This is a genomic window from Ensifer sp. NM-2 (genome assembly GCF_003024455.1).
GTDB classification, from domain to species: Bacteria; Pseudomonadota; Alphaproteobacteria; order Rhizobiales; family Rhizobiaceae; genus Ensifer; species Ensifer canadensis.
The window spans coordinates 223,507-245,762 of sequence record NZ_PVZR01000010.1; the positions used below are offsets into that span (position 1 = coordinate 223,507).

The 22,256-nt window shown below is 61.5% G+C and carries 15 protein-coding genes and 4 pseudogenes; 9 read left to right on the forward strand and 10 right to left on the reverse strand.

Annotation, left to right across the window (positions count from 1 at the left end):
• Positions 1 to 80 precede the first annotated feature (80 nt).
• Entirely contained in the window at positions 81 to 1,082 is a 1,002-nt protein-coding gene (locus C6558_RS20835) for a substrate-binding domain-containing protein (protein ID WP_057225080.1), read from the reverse strand.
• Between the two features lie 78 nt (positions 1,083 to 1,160).
• On the reverse strand, positions 1,161 to 2,147 hold the full coding sequence (locus C6558_RS20840; RefSeq protein ID WP_084815041.1) for an ABC transporter permease: 987 nt from the start codon (positions 2,145 to 2,147) through the stop codon (positions 1,161 to 1,163).
• Positions 2,148 to 2,711: 564 nt separating this feature from the next.
• On the opposite strand from C6558_RS20840, the gene C6558_RS20845 reads away from it, so the two are divergent.
• Entirely contained in the window at positions 2,712 to 5,273 is a 2,562-nt protein-coding gene (locus C6558_RS20845; RefSeq protein ID WP_084815042.1) for an FAD-dependent oxidoreductase, read from the forward strand.
• Positions 5,274 to 5,758: 485 nt separating this feature from the next.
• The gene (locus tag C6558_RS20855) at positions 5,759 to 6,064 is read left to right on the forward strand and encodes a hypothetical protein (RefSeq protein WP_025428240.1); all 306 of its coding nucleotides are present in this window, start codon (positions 5,759 to 5,761) and stop codon (positions 6,062 to 6,064) included.
• A gap of 197 nt (positions 6,065 to 6,261) precedes the next feature.
• On the opposite strand, the gene C6558_RS20860 is transcribed toward C6558_RS20855, so the two are convergent.
• Complete coding sequence (locus C6558_RS20860; RefSeq protein ID WP_084815043.1) at positions 6,262 to 7,212, reverse strand: LysR family transcriptional regulator; 951 nt, start codon at positions 7,210 to 7,212, stop codon at positions 6,262 to 6,264.
• Positions 7,213 to 7,368: 156 nt separating this feature from the next.
• On the opposite strand from C6558_RS20860, the pseudogene C6558_RS20865 reads away from it, so the two are divergent.
• The 4 genes and pseudogenes from C6558_RS20865 to C6558_RS20880 all read left to right on the forward strand — a co-directional run bounded on the left by C6558_RS20865 (position 7,369) and on the right by C6558_RS20880 (position 12,071).
• Positions 7,369 to 8,425 (forward strand): annotated as a pseudogene (locus tag C6558_RS20865) (maleylacetate reductase).
• Between the two features lie 40 nt (positions 8,426 to 8,465).
• A complete protein-coding gene (locus C6558_RS20870; protein WP_051509217.1) occupies positions 8,466 to 10,115 on the forward strand; it encodes a bifunctional 3-(3-hydroxy-phenyl)propionate/3-hydroxycinnamic acid hydroxylase in 1,650 nt (549 codons plus the stop codon).
• Positions 10,112 to 11,185, forward strand: coding sequence for a S9 family peptidase (locus C6558_RS20875; RefSeq protein ID WP_057217494.1), 1,074 nt, complete (start codon positions 10,112 to 10,114; stop codon positions 11,183 to 11,185). The genes C6558_RS20870 and C6558_RS20875 overlap by 4 nt, the downstream gene beginning before the upstream one ends.
• A 13-nt stretch (positions 11,186 to 11,198) precedes the next feature.
• Positions 11,199 to 12,071, forward strand: coding sequence for a dioxygenase (locus C6558_RS20880; RefSeq protein ID WP_084815044.1), 873 nt, complete (start codon positions 11,199 to 11,201; stop codon positions 12,069 to 12,071).
• A 253-nt stretch (positions 12,072 to 12,324) separates the two neighbouring features.
• Here the strand turns inward: C6558_RS20880 and C6558_RS40880 are convergent.
• Positions 12,325 to 12,690: pseudogene (locus C6558_RS40880) on the reverse strand (LysR substrate-binding domain-containing protein); the annotation flags it as partial.
• 34 nt (positions 12,691 to 12,724) lie between these two features.
• On the opposite strand from C6558_RS40880, the pseudogene C6558_RS40885 reads away from it, so the two are divergent.
• Both C6558_RS40885 and C6558_RS20895 read left to right on the forward strand, forming a co-directional pair.
• Positions 12,725 to 12,841: pseudogene (locus C6558_RS40885) on the forward strand (transcriptional regulator); the annotation flags it as partial.
• A 297-nt stretch (positions 12,842 to 13,138) separates the two neighbouring features.
• On the forward strand, positions 13,139 to 15,193 hold the full coding sequence (locus tag C6558_RS20895) for a calcium-binding protein (protein ID WP_084815046.1): 2,055 nt from the start codon (positions 13,139 to 13,141) through the stop codon (positions 15,191 to 15,193).
• 498 nt (positions 15,194 to 15,691) lie between these two features.
• Here the strand turns inward: C6558_RS20895 and C6558_RS20905 are convergent, their stop codons facing one another.
• The 6 genes and pseudogenes from C6558_RS20905 to C6558_RS20935 form a co-directional block, all read right to left on the reverse strand.
• Positions 15,692 to 16,489: a DUF1194 domain-containing protein gene (locus C6558_RS20905; RefSeq protein ID WP_057225096.1), complete on the reverse strand. Its 798-nt coding sequence runs from the start codon at positions 16,487 to 16,489 to the stop codon at positions 15,692 to 15,694.
• Between the two features lie 317 nt (positions 16,490 to 16,806).
• On the reverse strand, positions 16,807 to 17,754 hold the full coding sequence (locus C6558_RS20910; RefSeq protein ID WP_025428231.1) for a GlxA family transcriptional regulator: 948 nt from the start codon (positions 17,752 to 17,754) through the stop codon (positions 16,807 to 16,809).
• Positions 17,755 to 18,036: 282 nt separating this feature from the next.
• Positions 18,037 to 18,675 carry a VOC family protein gene (locus C6558_RS20920; RefSeq protein ID WP_025428230.1) on the reverse strand — a complete coding sequence of 213 codons (639 nt, stop codon included), beginning with the start codon at positions 18,673 to 18,675 and terminating at the stop codon, positions 18,037 to 18,039.
• Positions 18,676 to 18,737: 62 nt separating this feature from the next.
• Positions 18,738 to 20,093 carry an epoxide hydrolase family protein gene (locus tag C6558_RS20925; protein ID WP_025428229.1) on the reverse strand — a complete coding sequence of 452 codons (1,356 nt, stop codon included), beginning with the start codon at positions 20,091 to 20,093 and terminating at the stop codon, positions 18,738 to 18,740.
• Between the two features lie 79 nt (positions 20,094 to 20,172).
• Positions 20,173 to 20,973: an SDR family oxidoreductase gene (locus C6558_RS20930; protein ID WP_057220741.1), complete on the reverse strand. Its 801-nt coding sequence runs from the start codon at positions 20,971 to 20,973 to the stop codon at positions 20,173 to 20,175.
• Between the two features lie 301 nt (positions 20,974 to 21,274).
• Positions 21,275 to 21,436 (reverse strand): annotated as a pseudogene (locus C6558_RS20935) (type 1 glutamine amidotransferase domain-containing protein); the annotation flags it as partial.
• Positions 21,437 to 22,006: 570 nt separating this feature from the next.
• Here C6558_RS20935 and C6558_RS20940 point away from each other — a divergent pair.
• Positions 22,007 to 22,256: phage integrase N-terminal SAM-like domain-containing protein (locus C6558_RS20940; protein WP_158268942.1), on the forward strand; the 250-nt coding region annotated here is incomplete at its 3' end.

Sequence of the window (22,256 nt, forward strand, 5' to 3'; positions counted from 1 at the left end):
GACGCGCGACGCTGTAGCGGCACTCGACGCGCAACGCCGGGCCCATTGTCGGGCCCGGCATCGCCATCATCTCGACCCAATCAGAACGGGTACTTGGCGTAGTTCGACTTGTCGACGTCGACCCATGCCTGGCCGACCACGATCACGCCGTCGCCGGCACCCTTCTTGACGGTGACCTTTTCGTAGCCGGCAACGCCGAGGTCCATGCCGTCCTTCAGTTCCTCGTCCTTCAGCACCATGTCGGCGACCTTGTTCATGACGTAGCCGGCATCCTTCGGATCCCAGAAGCTGATGCCGTCGACAGCGCCCGATTCGAGGTAGGAGCCGGTGTCCTTGGGCAGGCCGATGCCGAATACGCAGGTCTTGTCCTGCAGGCCGGCTTCCTCGACGGCACGGCCGATGCCGATGACGTCGATGGCCGAACCGCCCTGGAAGCCCTTGATGTCGGGGTACTTGCGCAGGATTTCGCGCGCCTTTTCATAGGCGCGGTTGGCATCGTTGAAGGATTCGTTCTTCTCGGAGACCAGTTCCATCTCGGGGTATTTCTGGGCGTTTTCCGAACCGCCATCGGCCCACTGCACATGGGTCAGGCTGCCGAGCGAGCCGACGAAGGAGGTCCACTTGCCGGACTTGCCCATGCATTCGGCGATCTTCTCGTTGAAGCGCGCGCCAAAGACCTTGTTGTCGAAGGCTTCGATGTCGACGAGCGTGTTCTTCATATTATCGGCTTCATGGGTGATGACCTTGATGCCGCGCTGGGCGGCGCGCTTCAACACGCCTTCAAGGGCGGAAGCATCCATCGGCACGACGGCGATTGCGGCGACCTTCTTGGCAACCAGGTCTTCGATCAGCCGGCCCTGCTGGGCTGCGTCGGCCTTGCCCGGTCCGACCTGGCTGGTGGATACGCCGGGATTTTCCTTGCCATAGGCATCGACGCCTTCGTTCATGCGAGTAAACCAGTTTTCGCCCGTGACCTTCACCACCGTGACGATGCTGGGGTTTTCCTCGGCAATGGCGGCCGTGGTTGCAGTCATTGCTCCAAGCGCGACGGCGCAGGCAGCGAATTTACGAATGGCAAGCATGCATTCCTCCCAAAGAACCTTCGAATTTTGACAGATCGACCGGCGTGCGAAGGCATCTCGCCGGCCCTGGAACTTGGATCAGCCGCGCAATGCCTTGAACCAGGCCTTGGCGTCGAAGCCGGATGTCGCGAGAAAGACGAGCAGAAGCACGCCCCAGGCGAGGTCGCGGAAGAAGTTGGAAATGTCAATGAAGTTGAACAGGCTCGACAGGATCTGCAGCGACGTCGCCGACAGGACGACACAGATCACCCGGCCATAGCCGCCCTCAGGGCGAACGCCCGCCATGACGGCGATGAGAATGGCGATCAGCACGTAGGAATTGCCGTAGTCCCACTTCACGCTCGATGTGCGCGCGGCGATCACGATGCCGGCGACCGACGCAAGCACGCCGCAGGCGGTATAGGTCAAAAACAGGATGCGCTTTTCCGCAATGCCGGCATAGCGCGCGGCCTTGGCATTGTTGCCGAGCAGCAGGAGCCTGAGGCCGAACGGGCTGTAGCGCAGCACGCCGCCGAGGATGAGAGCAATCAGTAAGAAGAGCGCAAAGCACAGCGGCACACCCAGAACCGGTGTGTTACCGAAGGCGTCGAGCGGCTCGATGAAGCCGAGGCCCAGCGCCGAACCGTTGGTGAAAGCGATCGCAAGGCCGGTAAAGAACAGCTGCGTGCCAAGCGTCGCGATGATCGGCGTCAAGCCGGCGCTCGAAATCAGAAACCCATTCAGCATTCCGCCAACTAGGCCGACGAGCAGTGCTATGCCGGCAAAGCTCCAGCTGAACAGCAGCGGCGCGTCATCGGGCGAAACCGTGTCGCGCAGCAGAAGATAGGCGACGACGCCCGACAGGTTCGCAAGCGCGATCCCGGACAGATCGATACCGCCATTGCCGGAGATCATCGCCAGCATAACGCCCAGCGCAAGAAGGCCGAGTTCGGGCACTTGGCCCGCCATGGATTGCAGGTTGTAGATGTCGAGGAAACTGGCACCGACCAACACGCCGCCCGCTACCAGCACAGCAACGTTGACGACGGCCAAAAATGCCAACTGGCGATCAACCCGAAATTCCAAAGCGCGCCCTCCGTCATTGTCGTTCGCAGGCAAGCGCAATCACGGCTCCCAGCGTGCTCCTAGGCACGCTCCGTGAGCGCGCACCCGGACCTCTTTCGAGTTCGGATGCCGCGACGGCCGACCTGATGAGGCCGGCGATGACATTTGCCAAAGACTGTTGTGTATTGTCAACACCAATCTATCGCGGCCGGCTTATTTATCTGAAAAGTTTGGCGTTTCCCCCAGCGGAGAACACTCCCCATGCCGCAATTTTCGGCGCGCATTCCGCGCATCAGGAGAAAATGAACGACGTCGAGAGCTAACGACGTCAAGGGCTCGTGACTTATGAAGCTGCCAGCGCCACGTGCGATCCACTCTGCAGCGGCCCTGCGTCGTCGCGGTGATAAGAAAAAACCCGAGTTCGAGGAGATGCACCCTTGTCGACGGCTCTGTCGTGATGGAGAAATCCTGTTTGCAGAGTGCAGGCTCTGGTCGTGCAGCACGATAATTATGTCGTAGACAGGCTCTAATCGCAGCGCCGCAAATCCTAAAATCCGGCTTCAGTTTCAATCAGGGTCGCAATCAATGGCAGAGTTTCCTCAAAAGGCGAAGGTCGTAATCATCGGGCTGGGTGGCATCGTTGGTGCCTCGATCGCGCATCACCTGATCGAGCGCGGTTGGGACGACATCGTTGGCATCGACAAGTCCGGCATCCCGACCGATATCGGCTCGACGGCGCACGCGTCCGACTTCTGCTACACGACCAGCCACGATTATCTTTCGGTTTGGACGACGCAGTATTCGATCGACTTCTTCGAGAAGATGGGTCACTACGCCCGCATTGGCGGCCTGGAAGTCGCGCGTACCGGCGACGATGTCTGGATGGAAGAGATCAAGCGCAAGCTTTCCTCCGCCAAGGCCTTCGGCACCCGCGCCCACTATGTCTCGCCCGCGGAAATCAAGAAGATGTTCCCGCTGATCGAGGAAGATCAGGTCATGGGCGGCATGTTCGACCCGGATGCCGGCCTCGTCATCCCGCGCTCGCAGACAGTTGCTGGCAAACTGGTCGATGCGGCCGAGAAATCCGGAAAGCTCCAGATCTTCGGCAACACGCCGGCAAGGTCGCTCATCGTCGAGAACGGCCGCATCAAGGGCGTCGTCACCCATCGCGGCACGATCATGGCCGACCATGTCGTCGTCTGCGCCGGCATCTGGGGCCGCCTGATCGCCGAAATGGTCGGCGAGGATCTGCCGGTGATGCCGGTCGACCATCCGCTCACCTTCTTCGGCCCGTATAACGAATTCGAAGGCACCGGCAAGGAAATCGGCTTCCCGCTCCTGCGCGACCAGGGCAACTCCGCCTATATGCGCGACACCGGCGATCCGAAGACCACCGAAGGTGGCCAGATCGAGTGGGGCTATTACGAGACCACCAACCCGCGCCTCTGCCATCCGCGCAACATTCTCGAAAAGCACGAGGCACGCCTGTCGCCCTCGCAGCGCGACCTCGATATGGAGCAGATCATCGAGCCGCTCGAGCGCGCCATGGAACTGACGCCGATCCTCGGCGAACTCGGCTACAATGAAGGCCATTCCTTCAACGGCCTGCTGCAGGTCTCGGCCGCCGGCGGCCCCTCCTGCGGCGAGAGCCAGAAGGTGCGCGGCCTCTGGTACTGCGTCGCCATCTGGGTGAAGGACGGTCCCGGCTACGGCAAGCTGATCGCCGACTGGATGACGGACGGGCGCACTGAGATCGACCACGCCTCGATCGACTATTCTCGCTTCTACCCGCACCAGCTGGAGGAGAAGTTCATCGAGGGCCGCTGCTTCGAGGCGGCGCAGAAGATCTACTATCCGGCCGTGCACACGCGCGAGCCCTATGCCAGCGGCCGCAACGTCAAGCGCTCGCCCTTCTACGAGCGCGAGAAAGAGCTCGGCGGCTACTTCATGGAACTCGGTGGCTGGGAGCGCGCCCATGGCTACGCCGCCAACGAGCACCTCCTAGAAAAATACGGCAACCGCGTTCCAGTGCGCCAGAACGAGTGGGACAGCCGCCATTTCTGGCGCGTGTCCAACGCCGAACATCTGGCGATGAGCGAGGATTGCGGTATCGTCAACCTCTCGCACTTTCATATGGTTGACATCGAAGGCCCTGACCACGTCGAGTTGCTGGAGTGGCTTTGCGCCGCCAAGATCGGCGGCGACGGCAATATCGGCAAGGGCATCTACACCCATTTCCTCGATGACGAAGGAATGGTACGGGCCGACTTCACCGTCTTCCGCATGGCCGATCGCTGCCGTCTCGTGAACGGCGCCGATGCCGGCCCGCGCGACTTCCAGTACATGCGCCGCGTCGCCGAAGATCGCGGCATTGACGTCACCATCACCGACGTTTCGGAGAAGTTCATCACCATCGGCATTTGGGGCTCCAACGCCCGCGAAACGCTGAAGAAGGTGGTTGCCGATCCGGCCGGCCTCGATCTCGAGAACTTTGCTTTCGCTGCGATCAAACCGATCGAAATCGCCGGCAGGAAGGTCACCGCCTTCCGCATCTCCTATGTCGGCGAGCAGGGCTGGGAGTTGCACATGAAATATGAGGACGGCCTCGCCGTCTGGGACGCACTGCGCTCAACCGGCGTCATGGCCTTCGGCGTCGAAACCTATGCAAACTCGCGCCGTCTGGAAAAGAGCCTGCGCCTGCAGAATGCCGATCTTCTCACACAGTACAACCTCATCGAGGCCGATCTGGCTCGTCCGAAGGTGAAGGACGTGGACTTCCGCGGCAAGGCGAAACATCTTGAATACAAGGCACGTGAGCACCAGCCGGCCATGCTCTGCACGCTCATCCTCACGGAGAATACCGATAGAAACGGCGTGAAGCGCTACCCGGTCGGCAGCCTGCCGGTCATGGACCCGGAAACCGGCGCGGTGCTGGTCGACGAACTCGGCCGCCGCTCCTATACCACCTCCATCGCCTACGGCCCGACGATCGGCAAGAACATCGCGCTTGCCTATTTGCCTTGGTCCCACTGCCAGGTCGGCCGCAAGCTGAACGTCGAATACTTCGCCGAGACCTACCCCGTCGAAGTCGCCGGCGTCGGCTACAAGCCACTCTACGACCCGGAGAACCTGAAGCCGCGGAGCTGAGATTTTACAACCCCTCGGCCCACCCGCGGTGGACGTCCCGTCACGCGCCTGCTTGCTTCAAGCGGGCGCGTTCGTTTTTGGCGTTCGTTCATTATGCCTGCGCCCCTGGAATTTGTCTGTTGTTCGGATACCGGAGCCGCCAGTGTGCGAAGGACATGACGTTGGTGAACTTTGAGCCGGCGCGCTTTGCCATCAGCCTTTGTGCGGGCGGCGGCAACGTCATCGGCAGGCGAGATCGTCGGGTTCTGGACGATGCTGATGGTGCAGCCGTCCTGCTTCAAAATGTCGTAGACACTCCTCCAGCCGGCGCCATCGGCGGACCCACGCTACGAAATGCCAGCCGAGGAGCGATGGTACACCTCAATTCGGAGCGTCCATCCTGATCGGGTAGTCAATCGATAGACGATGGGTTGTGCAAAGTTTGAGTTGACCGTTTCCGATGGCGAGGCGACACTTGCAACCTGCAGCAAGACAGGAGGAAAATGATGGCCGAGCCAGATCCCTGGCGCCACATGGCAAGCGCGCCGAAAAACGGCAGTCGGATCCTCGTTACGATCCGCCCGTCCGAACAGGGGGCGGCAGAAGTTGACCTCGCATATTGGTCGAATGGCGATCAGTTCGGTGCAGAAGGCTGGCGCGCCTCTGATTCCTCGCCCGGCCGCATCATCGAATACGCCGAGCCCGAATTGAAGTGCTGGATGCCGATGCCCTCGGCCAATCTCAATCGCACCTCAATGCCCTCACCCTGGGAAGGCGAAGACGAGCGAGAGCTCGACGGATCAGGGATTTAAGAACTCGCGCCGCCATGTTGCGCTTCCTCGTACACGACGGGGTCAAAAGGACTTTTGAGACGTGTGCTTGCAGCCTGTGGAACGCCTAATCTCAATCCGACGTAAAGGTCGCCTTGGGTAGAATTGAACCACTGCCCCTTGGCCCGTCTGTTACGAATGTCTGTCGTAGCATTAGACCGCCGGAACCAGTGGCTATCCTAGCCAGAAACGCCGCACCGTTGCGCATAGGCCTCCATCTCGGGCTTCAGCCCGGCAAAAGCCGAGAGCACGTGCATCTTGAGTTGCAGCGCTGCTGGCCCAGGCGGCATCAGTTTTGATTGCACGAAGCCAAGCGCGCGCGGCACGCCGCTCGGCAGGATGGGTAACGCGGTGATGTTGTCGGTTTCCCGCCGAGCGAAGACCACGCCGAAGGGCAGCACGGCGAGGCTGTCAGAATGGGCGAGATGGGCGAGAATGCCGGCGAGCGAGGCGCCGGAGAAATTGATGCGCACATGCTCGGCGCCCAGATTGACTAGCGCAGTTCTGAGATCGGCGCTCAGCGGACTTCCGGCAGGTGGCTCGATCCAGGGATACCGCAGCAGGTCGGCAGGCAGGAGCCTGTCCGATGCAAGAAGCGGATGTCCCGAGCGACAGGCAACCACATTGCGCCCTGTCAGGATCGGGTCGAAGGTCAGATCGCTATCTGCATCGAAGACCTCGACCGGACAGATCGCGAGGTCCAGCTGCCCAGCTCTGATCTTTTCGGCAAGGCTCGTCGTGTAACCATAGACCTGCTCGATTCTAACGTTCGGCCTTGTCCGCTGGAATTGGCCGACCATCGCCGAGACCAGCGCGTCCATGAAAAACGGCGTGCCGCCGATCCTGATATCGCCACGCTCGCCACGCCTGAATGACTGGGCCACGTCGCTCGCTCGCGCCGTTGCGCGCCGTACCGCTGCACCGAGATCGGCAAGATCCCGACACAAGGGAGTCGGCTCCATCGGGCGGCGGTTGCGCAGAAACAATGGCTCACCCAGCCGCTTTTCCAGAAAGGCGACTGTGCGTGACAAGCCGGGCTGCGTCATTCCCAGCATTTCCGCCGCCTCGGACATGCCGCCGGCATCGACGATCGCCCAGAGCTGTAGCAGATGGCGCGGATCAATCTGCAAGAAGAGATTCTCCCAAGTTCCGTGTTCCGCTCACAACATAACATAATGGTATGTTATCTGGAGATATCATTATTCGAATTCACCTTCGTCCGTCGCTACTGTTTTCCTCGAGATGGAGCCGCAAGCGATTTCGCGGCCCCGTTCAGGGAGGAACCGATGAGGGAATTCGACTATCAGGGGTCCCCGGCAAGAATTAGGTTCGGCGCCGGCGCCCGCGCGGGGGTGGCAGAAGCTGTTGAAGCCTTGGGCTGCAAGCGTGCCCTCGTGCTCTCCACACCACAGCAAGCCAACGATGCCGGTGCCATCGTCAACCTTTTGGCGGATCGCGCCGCTGGATTGTTCACGCAGGCGACCATGCACACGCCCGTCGAGATCACCGAACAGGCGCTCAAGGCCATGCGCGACAACGACGCGGACTGCACCGTCGCTTTCGGCGGCGGCTCGACTACCGGGCTCGGCAAAGCGATCGCCTATCGCCTCGATACGCCTCAGATCGTCATACCCACAACCTATGCCGGCTCGGAGGTCACACCCATCCTTGGGCAGACTCAGGCGGGGCGCAAGGAGACGGTACGTGCAGCGTCGATTCTGCCGGAACTGGTGATCTATGATCCGGAACTCACGCTCAGCCTGCCGGTCCCAATGACGATGACCAGCGGCCTAAACGCCATGGCCCACGCCGCCGAGGCACTCTACGCTCGCGATCGTAACCCGATTTCCTCGCTAATGGCGACGGAAGGCCTGAGAGCCCTCGCTGAGGCCCTACCGCGGCATCGCTATGGCGCCGCGGGATCTGTCGGCCAGAAGCGATGCACTCTACGGCGCCTGGCTGTGCGGCACTGTGCTTGGCACAGTCGGCATGTCGTTGCATCACAAGCTCTGCCATGTGTTAGGGGGGGCCTTCGACCTGCCGCATGCGGAGACCCATGCGATCGTTCTGCCCCACGCAATCGCCTTCAACGCGGCCGCCGCTGCCGACGAACTTCGGCCGCTCAGTGCGATTTTCGGGGAAACCTCCCCCGGTGCGGCAATACACGGTTTTGCGGTCAAGATCGGCGCCCCGACAGCCCTCAGGGAGATCGGTTTTCGGGAGGAAGATATCGGCCGCGCCGCGGAGATCGCCACAGCGAACCCCTATTGGAACCCGCGGGAAGTGACACGGGCCGATATTCACGCGCTGCTCGCCGCGGCATGGCGAGGCGACGCGCCCTGAACGCGCGCGCCGAGACATATCTGCAAAACGGGAGGATAACATGAATCAATCCAAGGCATCGCCGCCTGTGGTGCACCGGCAAGTGGCCGTTATCGGTTGCGGGCCTGCGGGCCTGACTGCCGCCTCGCTCCTCGGACAAGCCGGCCATAATGTCATCGTTATCGAGCGCTGGCCCGAACCCTACGGCCTGCCCCGCCTCAGCCATATCGACGGCGAGACGGCACGCCTGGTCGCCTCGGCCGGGGATATCGGTCATGCCCTTCGCGACGCGCAGGCGATCGACACCTACCACTACCTCGACGATCAGGGAAACATTCTGATCGATCTGGACTGGAAGGGGCAGCAATGCGGTTTTCCCGCCCATATTTCGATCTTCCAGCCGGAAATCGAGGACGCGATCTATTCCCGCGCACAGCCTCTGCCGAACGTCGAGTTCCTACGCGGCTGGGAAGTCTCCAAGCTCGAGCAGAGTGCGGATAAGGTCGTTCTGGAAGCCCAACCCTGGGACGGTTCGTGGAAGGCGGTTTCTGACGGGGGCGATCCAGTCCGCAGGATCGAGGTGGACTATGTGATCGGCGCGGATGGCGCCAACAGTTTCACGCGCCGCGCACTCGGCATCGCGCGTCACCAGTACGGCCATCATGAACGTTGGCTCAATCTTGATTCCGAATACGTCAAGGATCTCGGCGACCGCTTTGCCATTACCTCGATCTATTGCGACCCGGCACGGGCGCACATGTACATGCCGATCGGCAAATCCCGCGTGCGTTTCGAGATGCGCGTGCTGCCGGGCGAGGAAACCAGCTACTGGGAAGACATCAAGAATGGCCTTGCCTGGCTCAGCGAGCAGCATGGCATCGGGCTCGACGAAATCCGGCCGATCCGCAACGTTGTCTATACATTTGACCCCGCGATCACAAAAAGCTGGAAGGAAGGCCGGGTCATGCTGGTGGGCGATGCCGCCCACACGATGATGCCCTATATGGGCCAGGGCGCCTGTTCGGCCATTCGCGACAGCGCCAATCTTGCATGGAAGCTGGACCTCGTGTTGCGGGGCAAGGCCGAGCCGGAGCTTCTCGATACCTATGAAGCAGAGCGGCGCCCGCATGTCACGCAGATCACCAAGACCTCGACCATGCTCGGCAAGGTCGCCAACGAGGACGACCCGGCGAAGGTGGCTGAACGCAATGCACTCTTCCTGTCCGGAAACATGCCGCCGCCCCCGCCCTTCCCCAAGATCGAGACCGGCGTGGTGCATGTGGAGCCCGATGGTAACCTCCTCACCCCCACCGGTGCACCAACGCCACAGGGTCTCGTGCGCGCCGGCGGCCGCGAAGGCTTGATGGACGACGTGGTGGGGCGCGGCTTCCTGATCGTCAGCCGGACCGACCCGAGCCTCCATCTGGATCCCGCGACCCACGCTTTCTTCGACGCCATCGGTGGTCGCTGGATCGTCGTCGGCGACACCGATGCTGCGCCCGATCAAGTCGCAGATCTTGACGGCGTGCAACTGGCGTTTCTGGAGAGAAATGGTTTCGCCGCCTATCTGCGCCGTCCCGATTTCCTGATGTATGGTGCAGTCCGGGATCTCTCCGATCTCCCCACCCTGCTGCGCGGCCTTCGCGACAGGCTGCACTGGCTGCATCAGCCTGTACCCACCTTTGAGACCACCATGGAGGCACGGGCATGACCGAGGACTCGGTCATCAAGGCGAACCTTGCCCATCAGCGGGCCATGCCACTGACGCGGCTTCTCGACTGCGGCATGGACCCGGGGGATGCGCGCCGGCTTCATGCCCGCATCTCGGAGGGCGAGCCCTGGGATGCGGTGGCAGAAACCATCGCCACCGAGCGCCTGCAACAGGCCGACCGGGCCGAGGCTGAAGGAAACATCGTCACCGCCGGCGAGGCACGGCAGCGCGGCATCGCCGCGCTGGTCTACGCCCAGATGGCCTTCAATTTCGACGAACCCCGCAAGGTCGCGCTGTATCGCAGGCTGGTCGCCGCCTGTCGGAAGCTCACCCCTGTCTTCGGCCTGCCCTTCGAGCGGGTCGAGACCGGATATTCGGGAAAAAGCCTGATCGGCTGGCTGGTGCGCCCCGCAAGCGGAAGTGCAAACGGCACCGTCATCCTGTTCGGCGGCCAGAGCGGCTGGGGCATCGCCTATCTGCCAATCGCCCGGGAGCTGGCGCGCCGCGGGCTTGCCACCCTTCTCGCCGAAGGCCCCGGCCAGGGCGAGACCCGCATCGAGCAAGGCCTTTATCTTCAGGCGGGGGTCGAGGCCGCCTATAGCCGCTGGGTCGATGTAATCCTGGACGATCCGAGCCTCGGCGCGCCGGGCATCTGGGGCAACAGCTACGGCGGCCTGTGGGCGGCACGCACTGCGGGCAGCGACAGCCGCATCCGCGCCTGTTGCGTCAACGGCTCCTTCGCCCACCCCGCCATCCTGCCCTTCCGCACGGCCTTCGAGCAGAGCGCGGCAATGATCGGCACCGAGGATCGAGCGATGATTGAGGCTGTCATGGAAAAGCTGCGTTTCGATCCGGCGCGGGACAGAATCGCCTGCCCGCTTCTCGTCCTGCACGGAGGCGCCGATCCGCTGGTGGCACTGGAGGACCAGCAACCCTTCCTCGATGCCGCGACGGGCGAGGCCGCCCTCCGCGTCTGGCCGGACGGTGAGCACACGATATACAACCACAGCTTCGAGCGGACGGCACTCGTCGGCGACTGGTTCGCCGCACGGCTCGACCGATCCGCCTGACAGGGAGCGATTGATGCGCCGTTATTTCACTGAGGAACACTCCGCCGAGACTGTGAACGGCAGGATTGGCGTAGACGTGGCACCGCGCATGCGTCAGGTCATGGCGAGCCTCGTTCGACATCTGCATGATTTTATCAAGGACGTGGAGTTGACCCAGCGGGAATGGGAGTTGGCCGTTGATTTCCTCACCCGCGCCGGCCAGACCTGTACCGACACACGGCAGGAGTTTATCCTGCTCAGCGACGTCCTTGGGCTTTCCATGCTGGTCGACGCCATCGGCAACCGTCGTCCCGAAGGCGCGACGGAGAACACCGTCTTCGGCCCGTTCCACGTCGCCAACGCGCCGATCCGGGCGATGGGGGAAAGCATCAGTCTGGACGGTAAGGGCGAAAGCTGCCTGTTCCACGGCCGGGTGATTGATCTCGACGGCAACGCAATAGAAGGGGCAACGATCGACGTCTGGTCAGACAATGCCGATGGCTTCTACGACGTTCAGCAGCCGGACCTGCAGCCGAAATGGAACAACCGCGGACGCTTCGTCACGGGCGCCGACGGCGCCTACAGCTTCGTCGGTATCAAGCCTGTCAGTTATTCCATTCCCGACGACGGGCCTGCTGGGGACCTGTTGGAGGCGCTCCATCGCCACCCCTGTCGCCCGGCCCACATGCATTTCCTTGTAACTGCTCCGGGCCACCAGAAGGTTGTCACCCACATCTTCACCGGCGGCGACCCCTTCCTCACTTCCGACGCCGTTTTCGGTGTCAAATCCTCCCTGATCGCTGATTTCGAGCGCATCGACGGCGCGACCTCGTGGCAGGCCGCATTCGATTTCGTCATGGTGCAGGAGGACAGATTCGAACATCGCAGCTGCAGTAACGTCAGATAGTCGTGAACTGTAGCTTTTGAGTGAGGTCGAACGCGGACCCCGCCGGCAGCTTGGGAGAATAATGAGCGTACCAGGCGACGGCAACAGCGCTGCCAGAGCCCGTTCGCGCGCGGCTTGACCGGTTAAAGGCCTCGTCTCGGAGGATCAGCATCGCGACGGCCAACGGCCGGGATCCGGGAGGCCTAGGCCCGGCAAGCCGCTCCGTTTGATTGAGGGATCGCAGACCACGAGGTTTTCGAGACCTCGCCCCTGACTTCCCCGCTCTGACCCGCGACCGAGCAATTTCGATGATGTCGTCCCGGGCCGCGGTTGGATCGTCCTTACTCCAGGCGACCCCAAGACCGATCCGGAAGTCGATACCCCTCACCTTCCTGAGCTCGAAATTGCGGTTGGGAAGATCCAGCGTCCATTCCGGCGCAAAGCCGATGCCAAGACCGGCCGAGACCAGTGACACCACCGAGAAGGTGTCGTCGCAGGTATAGGCGACGCTCTTTGCAAGATCGTGCGCCTCGAACTTTTCAGCAAAGCAGCGCTCGGTGAACGACAGGTTCTGACGCGAGAACGAGATGATCTTCTCGCCCTTCAGATCCTCGATGCAGATCTCGCTTCTGGCCAACGGCACGACATAGGGTCACGTACGGACCAGGCTTCTCGTCGGTGCACGCATCGGCGTTCGGTCCTCAACCATCGAATTGATCGAGAAGTCAGAAGCGGTAGGGGCGATCCAACTCAACACGCCGCGCCGCGCCGCCGAGGCCGCAGATTGCACCCCTTGTCCACATCCTCTCTGGGGCTCTGGAGAAACATGACGGACCTCTTCTCGTCCTCGAGCATGTCACAGCACGTCCTGACCTATGGCTTCGTCTTTCCGCAGATCTTGGCTTTACTTCAAAGCAATTCTCCGCAGTTCCCTTTCGATATCTAATATAGATTTCAAATTAAATTGCCTCCATTTGGAAGATTAATTCGGAGTTGATTTACGCAATTAGTTAAATAGATTTGATGCTTGGTGATTTTATTCGAGTGATCGCAAGTATTGGCATAAGTCTATCGAAAGGTATGGCGAGATGGCAAAGATCGTAGGCTCGTACTCAAACGATGCTTTGAAAGGCTCGGAGGTAACCGACTACATCTGGGGCCTGCCCGGCAGCGATACGATCGATGGGGGCGGCGGCGACGATTTTGTCGATGGTGGGGCTGAAAGCGACACCCTGACAAGTTCGAACGGCTACGATCGCCTCGACGGCGGTGCCGGTGATGACCAGATCGTTCTCACCGGGACCGGCGGCGCAGTTACCGGAGGCAGCGGTTACGACGGCCTTGTCGTCGACTTCTCGCAAAGCGCAGACCGGATGGTCTTCAACGGTGCCAGCGGCCATGGCTATGCTGGCGACCCGAGCGCCACAAACCGGCACATCTTCTTCCACGATATCGAGTGGCTGCGCCTGCTCGCCGGCAGTGGTGACGACCGGATCACCGGAACTGCCGGGGGCGATCGGATTTCGACCGGTGCCGGCAACGACGTCGTCAATGCGGGCGCGGGACAGGACATCATCACCAATACGGGTGGTCACGACCGTCTCGACGGCGGTGATGGAAATGACCGCTTCGTGCTTGTCGGGACGGGCAGCGCCGTTTTCGGCGGTGCCGGAGACGATACGCTGGCCGTCGACCTCTCGGCATCGGCCGCTCCGGTCGTGTTCAACCTGGAGAATGGTCACGGCATCATCGGATACGGGACGCAGGAGGAGCGGCATCTCTTCATCCAGTACCAGGATGTCGAGCGGATTGTGCTGACGACGGGACGCGGAAGCGATCATATTACGGGTAGCGCACTTGGCGACGTTATCGAGACGGCAGGCGGCAACGATTTCGTCGACGCCGGCGCGGGCGATGACATGATCACCGACGGGCTCGGTGCCAACCGTCTTTTTGGCGGCGACGGCCGCGACCAGATCGTCTCGACACTCTACTCCGCCGAGATCGATGGCGGCGCCGGCCAGGACTGGCTCTATATCAAGGAGACGCAGAGCACGAGCGACCTCACTGTCGATTTCGCTGCCGGTGAGGCCTCGACCGGCACAGTGTTGCGCGGCATAGAGGAGGCAAGCCTCGCGCTTGGCAGCGGCAACGATCGGGTCATCGCGGGTGATCTTACCTATCTCGTGGTCGATGCCGGCGCGGGAAACGATCATCTCGAAGGCGGTGCCAGGCGTGACCGGTTCGATGGCGAGGAGGGCAACGACTACATCGATGCCGGCGCCGGAGACGACATGATAGAGACAGGCGCTGGCGATGACGTGGCTTTTGGCGGCGACGGCAGGGATACGCTTGCCAATGACGGCGGCAGCGACATGCTCGATGGCGGCGCCGGCGATGACTGGCTGCAGGACACCTTTCCCGGCAGCGGCACCCTTGGCGTCGCGTCGATCCTGCGCGGCGGCGCGGGCAACGACACGATCAATGCCCGTTACCTCGGAGAGGTCGATGGCGGCGAAGGCCGGGATCTATTGAACCTCAACTATGGCGGCTTGCCGCAGGTAACCGACTTCGACGCGACACGCGGCGCAACACACACCGGCTTGGCCTTCACCAATGTGGAGTACTTCAACGTCTCATCCGGGCGCTACGACGACGTGCTGCGCGGCGCCGACGACAATGACACCCTCTATTCGTCGAGCGGCAACGATATCCTCGATGGGCGTGGTGGGGACGACACGCTGAGGGGCGCCTCGGAAAACGACCAGCTTTTCGGCGGCGAAGGTGCGGATTTTCTCGACGGCGGCTCGCAGGACGACCTGTTGAGTGGCGGCAATGGCGCCGACCTGTTGAAGGGCGACAGCGGCGCCGACACGTTTCTGTGGTCGTCGGAAACCTCCGGCCAGGCGGGCCTCGATCACATTCTCGATTTCGTTGGCAGGCAGGGCGATCGGATCGCCTTTTCCGAAGAGGCCCAGGACGCCACAGGCATTCACAGCTATGCCGATTTTCTTGCCGCCGCCAGCGATACGACCGACGGCTTGTTCATCGCCTTCAACGGCTCCGATGTCGAAGGCATTCTGATTGAGCATGTTTCGCTCTCGGCTCTCATGGAAAGCGATGTCGTCTTCGGTCTCGGCTGACGGCACGCTAGGCCTCAGCTTTCCGGAGGCCCGCATTCGCCTGCAGCCGCGGCTTCGTTGGCCACCGTGGTCAGGCGTCCATCGATGGGATGACGCCGCCGGTCCATACGCCGTGTCGAGGTCGTGGATGACCGCGAGGAGCCGGGATGCCATGGTTCGCCGATCACGACATTGTTGCCGCCCGCGGCCCTGCCTGCAAGCCACCATCGGAGCGCAAACATGGTTCTGCGATCCACAATCCCCGTGGCAGAAAGGAACCGTCGAAAACACCAACAGACGGGCCAGGAAATGGCTTTCGAGAGAGGTCGATCCCCTGTCGCTCAGCGACTGCGATCTAACCGAAATCTGCAATCATCTGAACGCAACACCGCGCAAATGCCTCGGCTACAAACCACCCGCCGAAGTCTTCCGCCAGAAACGCGCGCGCAGATCAGGCGCACCGGTCAGCCTCTCAAAGCCCGCAGGTCGCGGTTCAGCGTGAACGCAAAGCGCATTGAACTATTGCCCAATGCGACGCTCCTGCATTTCTTCGCCCACAAAGCAATTGTAGTCTGCTCGGTCGTCGACGCGTTGCAACAGTGGCTCGAACCGCTTCAGGTCGCTCACGTTCGGTCCAAGTATCTCGACAATGAGCTTGCTCAGAATAGCCTCCGCAAAATCGCCAGGATCTGAGACTTTCAACAGAAAGGCCCCATCTCCACCGATGACACAATTCTCATAATAAGCGTCGAGGTCCGGAATCGATGCGGAATCCTGACGCGTCAACATGATGGGCAGTCCATCGATCACGATGCCTTGGGCGACAGTCGAATTACGGGCAACGGGTACCGGCACACCGGAGTTGTTCGGCCCATCTCCCGATATGTCGACCACGCGTCGCATTCCCTGGAACGGGCTAGCTAAGAAGAGGTTTCGTGAAAACGCCAGCGTGTTGGAAATCGAGGTGAACGATATCCTCCTCATCGGTTGCTGGCGCAGAGCATCGGCGAATTGGCCCGCAGTGCTGGGGCCATCGATCAGCGTCCAAGGCATGATCTGGACAGCAGAGCCACCCCACTCAACGTATGTCACGGCGATTTTGCCGATAGGCCCGTCCTCTATTGCATTGACGAGTTCGGGCTGGAGAAATGCATTCACATAGCCTTGACGTTGCGCACGCTGTTCGTCGATCTCCATTGAGTAGGAGACATCGACGGCAAGAACCAACTCAAGATCAACGTCAAATTGAGAAAGCTGAGCGGGCGTGCTGCCCCCCAGAAGGCCAAAGCAGACAAGAAGCGCGCATTGCGGTTTCATCGCGATCGGAAGCCCAGTGCACGATCATACTACGCCCGTTCAGCGAGCTCGCAATACAGGGATGCTAGCTCAGATTCAGCACCTGTCCGCTCTTGGCGCACCCACCCATTCCAGACGAAAAGGGGCGGGCCGATGGACCGGCCGCCCTTCGGAAAGCCAGCTGTGAACCCTTGCCTTGAAGGGTTTCGAACCGCCGACCTCGCTATGCCTGCCAGCAGAGTCCATGAACCCCAAGATTAGGGAATCACACGACAACTCGATCACCATCTCCAGCAGTGCACAGTTCTTCTGTGCCGCGACACCCTCGTTCTCCCGATTCAGGGTGCCAGTTCACTGTCGCGGGCGTTGCGCCGGATAGTCTGGGGCGGCTGTCCGAGTGCCCGCAGAAAAGCCCGGCGCATGCGATCGCTATCGGCGAAGCCGGTTTCCTCCGCGATCACATCCATGGAGTGGCGGCCTTGTTCCATCAGCAGCCGCGCCGCCTCGACGCGCAGGTTCTCCACCGCCTTGGCCGGCGACTGCCCCGTCTCTGACCGGAAGGCGCGGCTGAACTGGCGCGCGCTCAAGCCCGCCGCATCCGCCAGTTCGTCCACCGACAGAACGCTGCGCAGATTGGCCTTGGCATAGTTGACCGATTTCTGGATCCGGTCCGACTTCGGGTCCAGTTCGAGCAACGCCGAGAACTGCGATTGGCCGCCGGCCCTGCGGTGGTAGACCACGAGCTTGCGTGCGACCGAGCGAGCAACGTCCTGACCATGGTCCTTCTCGACCATGGCGAGAGCCAGGTCGATGCTTGCCGTCATTCCCGCCGACGTCCATACGGAGCCATCGACGATGAAGATGCGATCCTCCTCGACCTTGACGGCCGGGAACCGCTCCCGGAGCTGGCGCGCAAAAAGCCAATGCGTCGTCGCACGGCGCCCATCCAGCAGCCCGGATTCTGCAAGAATGAAGGCGGCGGTACAGGGGCCAGCCAGCCGACGCGCAGTTTGCAGGGAATGGCGCGCGAACTCGATAAGGCCCGGTGTCATCGGCTCGATCGTCGTGCCGGCTCCAAACATCACGGTGTCGTAGGTCGTATCGTCGAAGGCTTTCGTGATGACACCAAACCCAGCCGACGACTTGATCTCTCCGCCGGCTTCGGAAAGCAACGTTATCTCGTAAGCCGGCTCTCCAAGCTGAATGTTGGCCATCTCGAAGGCAGTGACCGCTGCAAAACCGAGGAGCTGGAATCCTGGAAACACGACGTAACCGATCTTGTGCATGGCACACCACCTTTTGTCTGAAACCGCCGCTTATATCACATTTGCGCCATCGCAAGAAGCGCCCTCGTCCGCACGCGAAGTGGATGTTGCATACATTGACGGACGCCAGCAGCGGATCTTCGACGACGCTATCATCCGTGCCCCGCAAGAAGGCACGGCGCCTCGTCGGGAACCGGATGCCGTCCGCCTCATCGTAGTCGTAGACGCCCTGCGACAAGATGCAGACGGGTACGCAATCCGGTTTTCGGTGGATTGCGTACCCGAATACGGCCTCGCGGAGGGTTACAACGGTAGCGGCTTGCCGGCCTGCTCCTGTACGATGTAGTCGGCGTACCAGTCCGGCCAGTTCTCATCATGCTTGCCGCCGGTTCGCTTTTCGTGCTCGCCGTGGGCGGCTGCCGCGCGCCGTAGCGCGCCTGCGAGTTCGCTCGACGAGGTGAATGTCGTGATGTCCGTGTCGACGCGTCCAGGCAATCGTTCGGTGACCTCCTGGAGCAGCCAGCCGTTGCCGTCCGGATCGGCGAACGAGGCGGAGGAGCGGTAGCTGCGCCGTTCCGGATCCCTGCCGCTGATTGGCGGCTGCCCAGGACCGGCGCGGTGGATGATCTCGCTCACGTCGGCGCCGCGACCGATGAGTTCGGCGCGGGCAGCTTCGATATCCGAGACGACGAGATACAGCCCGCGTGCCGATCCGGGTGCCGCCGACGTCAGCCCTGTGCCGAAGTGGATCGAGCTCGGTGATCCCGGCGGTGTGAACTGTACGACCCGGAATGTGTCACCGACCGCGAAGTCGGCGTCGAGCCTCCAACCCAGGCCGTCATAAAAGCGTTTTGCGCGGTCAACGTCCGAAACAGGGATAACAACGACCTCAAGTTTCAGGTCGACCGTTTGCAGTTTGAGGGTTTTGGTTGCAATGGTCATGGCTTTTTCCTTGTGGCTGGGAAGGCGGCGCGCCAATGGCGCCCCTTCTTTCTCAAAATCGACTAACGCAGCGACCTGAAGGAGACTCGCAACTCTTCAGTGAAGACTTCCGGCTGTTCCCAGGCCGCAAAGTGCCCGCCCTTAGGCAGACGATTGTAGTGGATCAGCTTCGGAAAGGCTTTCTCAGTCCAACTGCGGGGGGCGGTGTAGATTTCGTCAGGAAAAGCACTCACCGCGACCGGGATGGTCACGCCCTTGGGCGCGAAGAAAGCGAGCTTGCTTTCCCAGAAGAGACGGCCCGAAGACAGCCCCGTGTTCGTCAGCCAGTAGAGCGTGATGTTGTCGAGGATGTCATCGCGCGTCAGCCCTTCACTAGCCCCGTCAAAGACCCGGCCGATCAGCTTCTGGCTCTCCGGATCATGATCAATCATCCATGCGGTAAGGGCGATGGGTGAATCGTCCAGGCCGTAGAGTGTCTGTGGCCGGGCTCCCATTTCCAACGCGTAGCCGACACGATGCTTGTAGAAGAAATCGAGCTGCTTCCACGCGTACTCCTCGTCGGCCGTCAGGCCCGTCGGCTGCGGACCGCCGGCCAGCGCCGCGGAAATGTTATCGGGAAGCGTGCCGGGCATGTTGGTGTGGATGCCAAGCAGCCCTTCAGGCTTCTGTAGCGCCATCTGCTCGTTAACTGCGTCACCCCAGTCGCCGCCCTGCGCAACATATTTCTTGTAACCCAGGCGGTCCATCAGAACGGCCCAGGCCCGTGCGATACGCTGCGGATCCCAGCCGAGCTCGGTGGGCTTGCCGGAAAAGCCGTACCCGGGGATTGATGGAATTATGACATCAAACGCATCGGCTGCGGTACCGCCGTGCGCTGTCGGATTGGTCAACGGATCGATGATCTTCAGCTGCTCGATGATCGAGCCGGGCCAACCATGTGTAATGATAACCGGCAGCGCGTTCGGGTGCTTCGACTTCACCTGAATGAAGTGGATATCGACGCCGTCGATGTTCGTCACGAACTGAGGCAAGGCGTTCAACCTCGCCTCCACCTTTCGCCAGTCGTGCTGGTTGGCCCAATAGTCGGCAAGCTTCCGCATCGTGGCCAGTCGCACGCCCTGAGTATCGTCCGTGACCAGCTCCTGATCGGGCCACTTGGTTGCGACGATGCGCCGCTTGAGATCGGCAAGGGCCTCGTCGGCTGCACGGAACTGGAATGGACGAATGGTTTCGTCGACAGCCGGCTGGGCATCGGACGCACCGTTTACGGAAGCCTGCGCAACCTGGATGCCGCTGCGCGCAGAAGAACTCGTTTCGGCGTGAGCCACGACCGCGGGAAGAAAAATTGCGATCGTTCCAGCGAGTGCATAGGCGGCAAGGCGATTGCGCTTGCCAATTATCGAATAGGATCTCGACATGATCATTCTCCTTGTTTCGAGGATCGGCGAGACGCCGCCGACATAGGCGTGCATTTCAGTGGGTCGCTGAAGACCGGAATTACCCTGCGGCTCGATATCGAACAGCAGGCGCGCTGAGCGAAAGGTTCGGCATGAGCTTTTGCCGCGCCGCTTCGTAAGCCTCCCAGTCGCGTGCGTCCGGAAGCGCCGGAATGGTGACCAACTCGCCGAGGTCAAAGCCTGCAAGCGAGGCATCCACCATATCCTCGGCGGACATGACGATCTCGGTCGGCACATGTTCCAGGGGCGTCCCGGCGATGCCCCAGAAATCGGTCGCCGTGGCACCCGGAAGAACGGCCTGGACGCGGATATTGTTGTCGGCAAGCTCCTTCTGGAGCGACAGGGTGAAGGCCAGCACGAAGGCTTTGCTCCCGCCATACACACCATTCAGCAGCTCCGGTGCGATACCGACGATCGAGGCGATGTTGATGATCGCGCCGGTGCCACGCTTCACGAAGCCGGGCACCGCAGCATAGGTCAACCGCGTCAGCGCATTGACGTTCAGCGTGATTAGCTCTTCCATCTTGTCGATATCGGACGCCAACAGCGGGGCGGTCGCACCGACGCCGGCATTGTTGACCAGCGTGGTTATGCTGGCATCGGTATGTAGCACTTGCTCTACGCGACCGAGATCGTCCTTGTTGCCGAGGTCCGCTCCGATCACTTCGACAGCGCGACCTGTCTCGTCGGTGAGCCGCTTGGCGAGCGCATTGAGACGCGCCTTGTTGCGGGCCACGAGGATCAGGTCATAGCCCCGGCGCGCCAGCCGATCGGCGTAAATCGCGCCGATACCAGAAGAAGCGCCGGTAATCAGTGCGGTATCCTTCGAATTCCCAGTCATGACAATCTCCATCAGGTTGAATTTCCAGCCCTGATGTTAAGACGAAGCCCGCCCGTCTCAAATGTCGTATATCCGTCAATTTAGGACGCGCGCCCAGCGCCCGGCTCGAATACGAGGAGCGTTCAGCGCGCGGGCACGAAGGATGGCGGTCGGCTCGCTTGAACTCTTTCAGCGCAAGCGCGACACAGCAGACGACATCCTGTCGTCTGACTGCTTCACGGGGCCGTCTTCGACGATCTCGACCAGCGTTATGATCCGATTGGCCGGCGGACAGGCTTGGCACGTGGGCGCCGGACCGCAACTAGGCCTGCAGAAACGTCAGCAGCGTCATGGTAGCACAGCCGGACGAAGCCGGGTTCTGGCCGATAACCACCCGATCGTCCATGACGGTAAAATCGGCCCATTCGCCAGCTTTTTCATAATGGCCGCCCAGACGTTTCAGTTCGTCCTCGACGAGGAAGGGCCTCGTGACCAACAAATCCTCGCTTCGGTCCACTCAAGTACAGGCTGTCCTATCCTCGGGTGTAGCCTTCCCTCTCCCTTGATCCGATCGACCGCCAACATCCGTCAACATAGACTCCGCCACGTGACACGTCTCAATCACGCAAAACAGGAGCGCATCATGTCGCAGGCAGAGCTGGTCGCCTGGTATGACCTGCACCGCTCGAAGGCGACGCCGAAAAACGACTGGAGCTGATGGCCATGGCCTCGGATGAGGCCACCCCGCGCGCCTGCGCGCTGCTGTGTCAGAATGCCCTCGCCGTCCTGCGGGTAGCGACGCTCATTGGTACCTTCTTGCGCGACGGCGTCGGCTTCTGGCTGGTGACGGGTTTGTGCGCAGCCCCTATGGCTGCGGCTCGCATCCGTTGGCCGCTTTGCGCCAAAGAACGAACCCGCTCGCGCGGGAGGGGCGCGGGCTGAGGCGTGTGCCTCGTTGACGGTATCGGCGAGGCTTTGATCGGACCAGGGGTGACGAACGGCCGGAGTCCTCCGAGCATGAAGGGGTCAACCTTCAGCTTGAGAGGAGCATCCGATGACCGTCGTTCCTAATCCATCCGGTAGCGCGCTTCGTGAGCGCATGATCGAAGACATGTCCATGCGCGGCTTCACCGAGGCCACGCGCCGTGACTACATCCGTTGTGTGAAGGCGTTTGCCGCCTTCATCGGCCGCTCCCCCGACATGGCGACGGCTGAGGATCTGCGCCGGTTCCAGTTGCACCAGACCCGGGTGGGCATGCAGGCAGCGAGCATCAACAGCTCAGTCTCGGCGCTGCGCTTCTTCT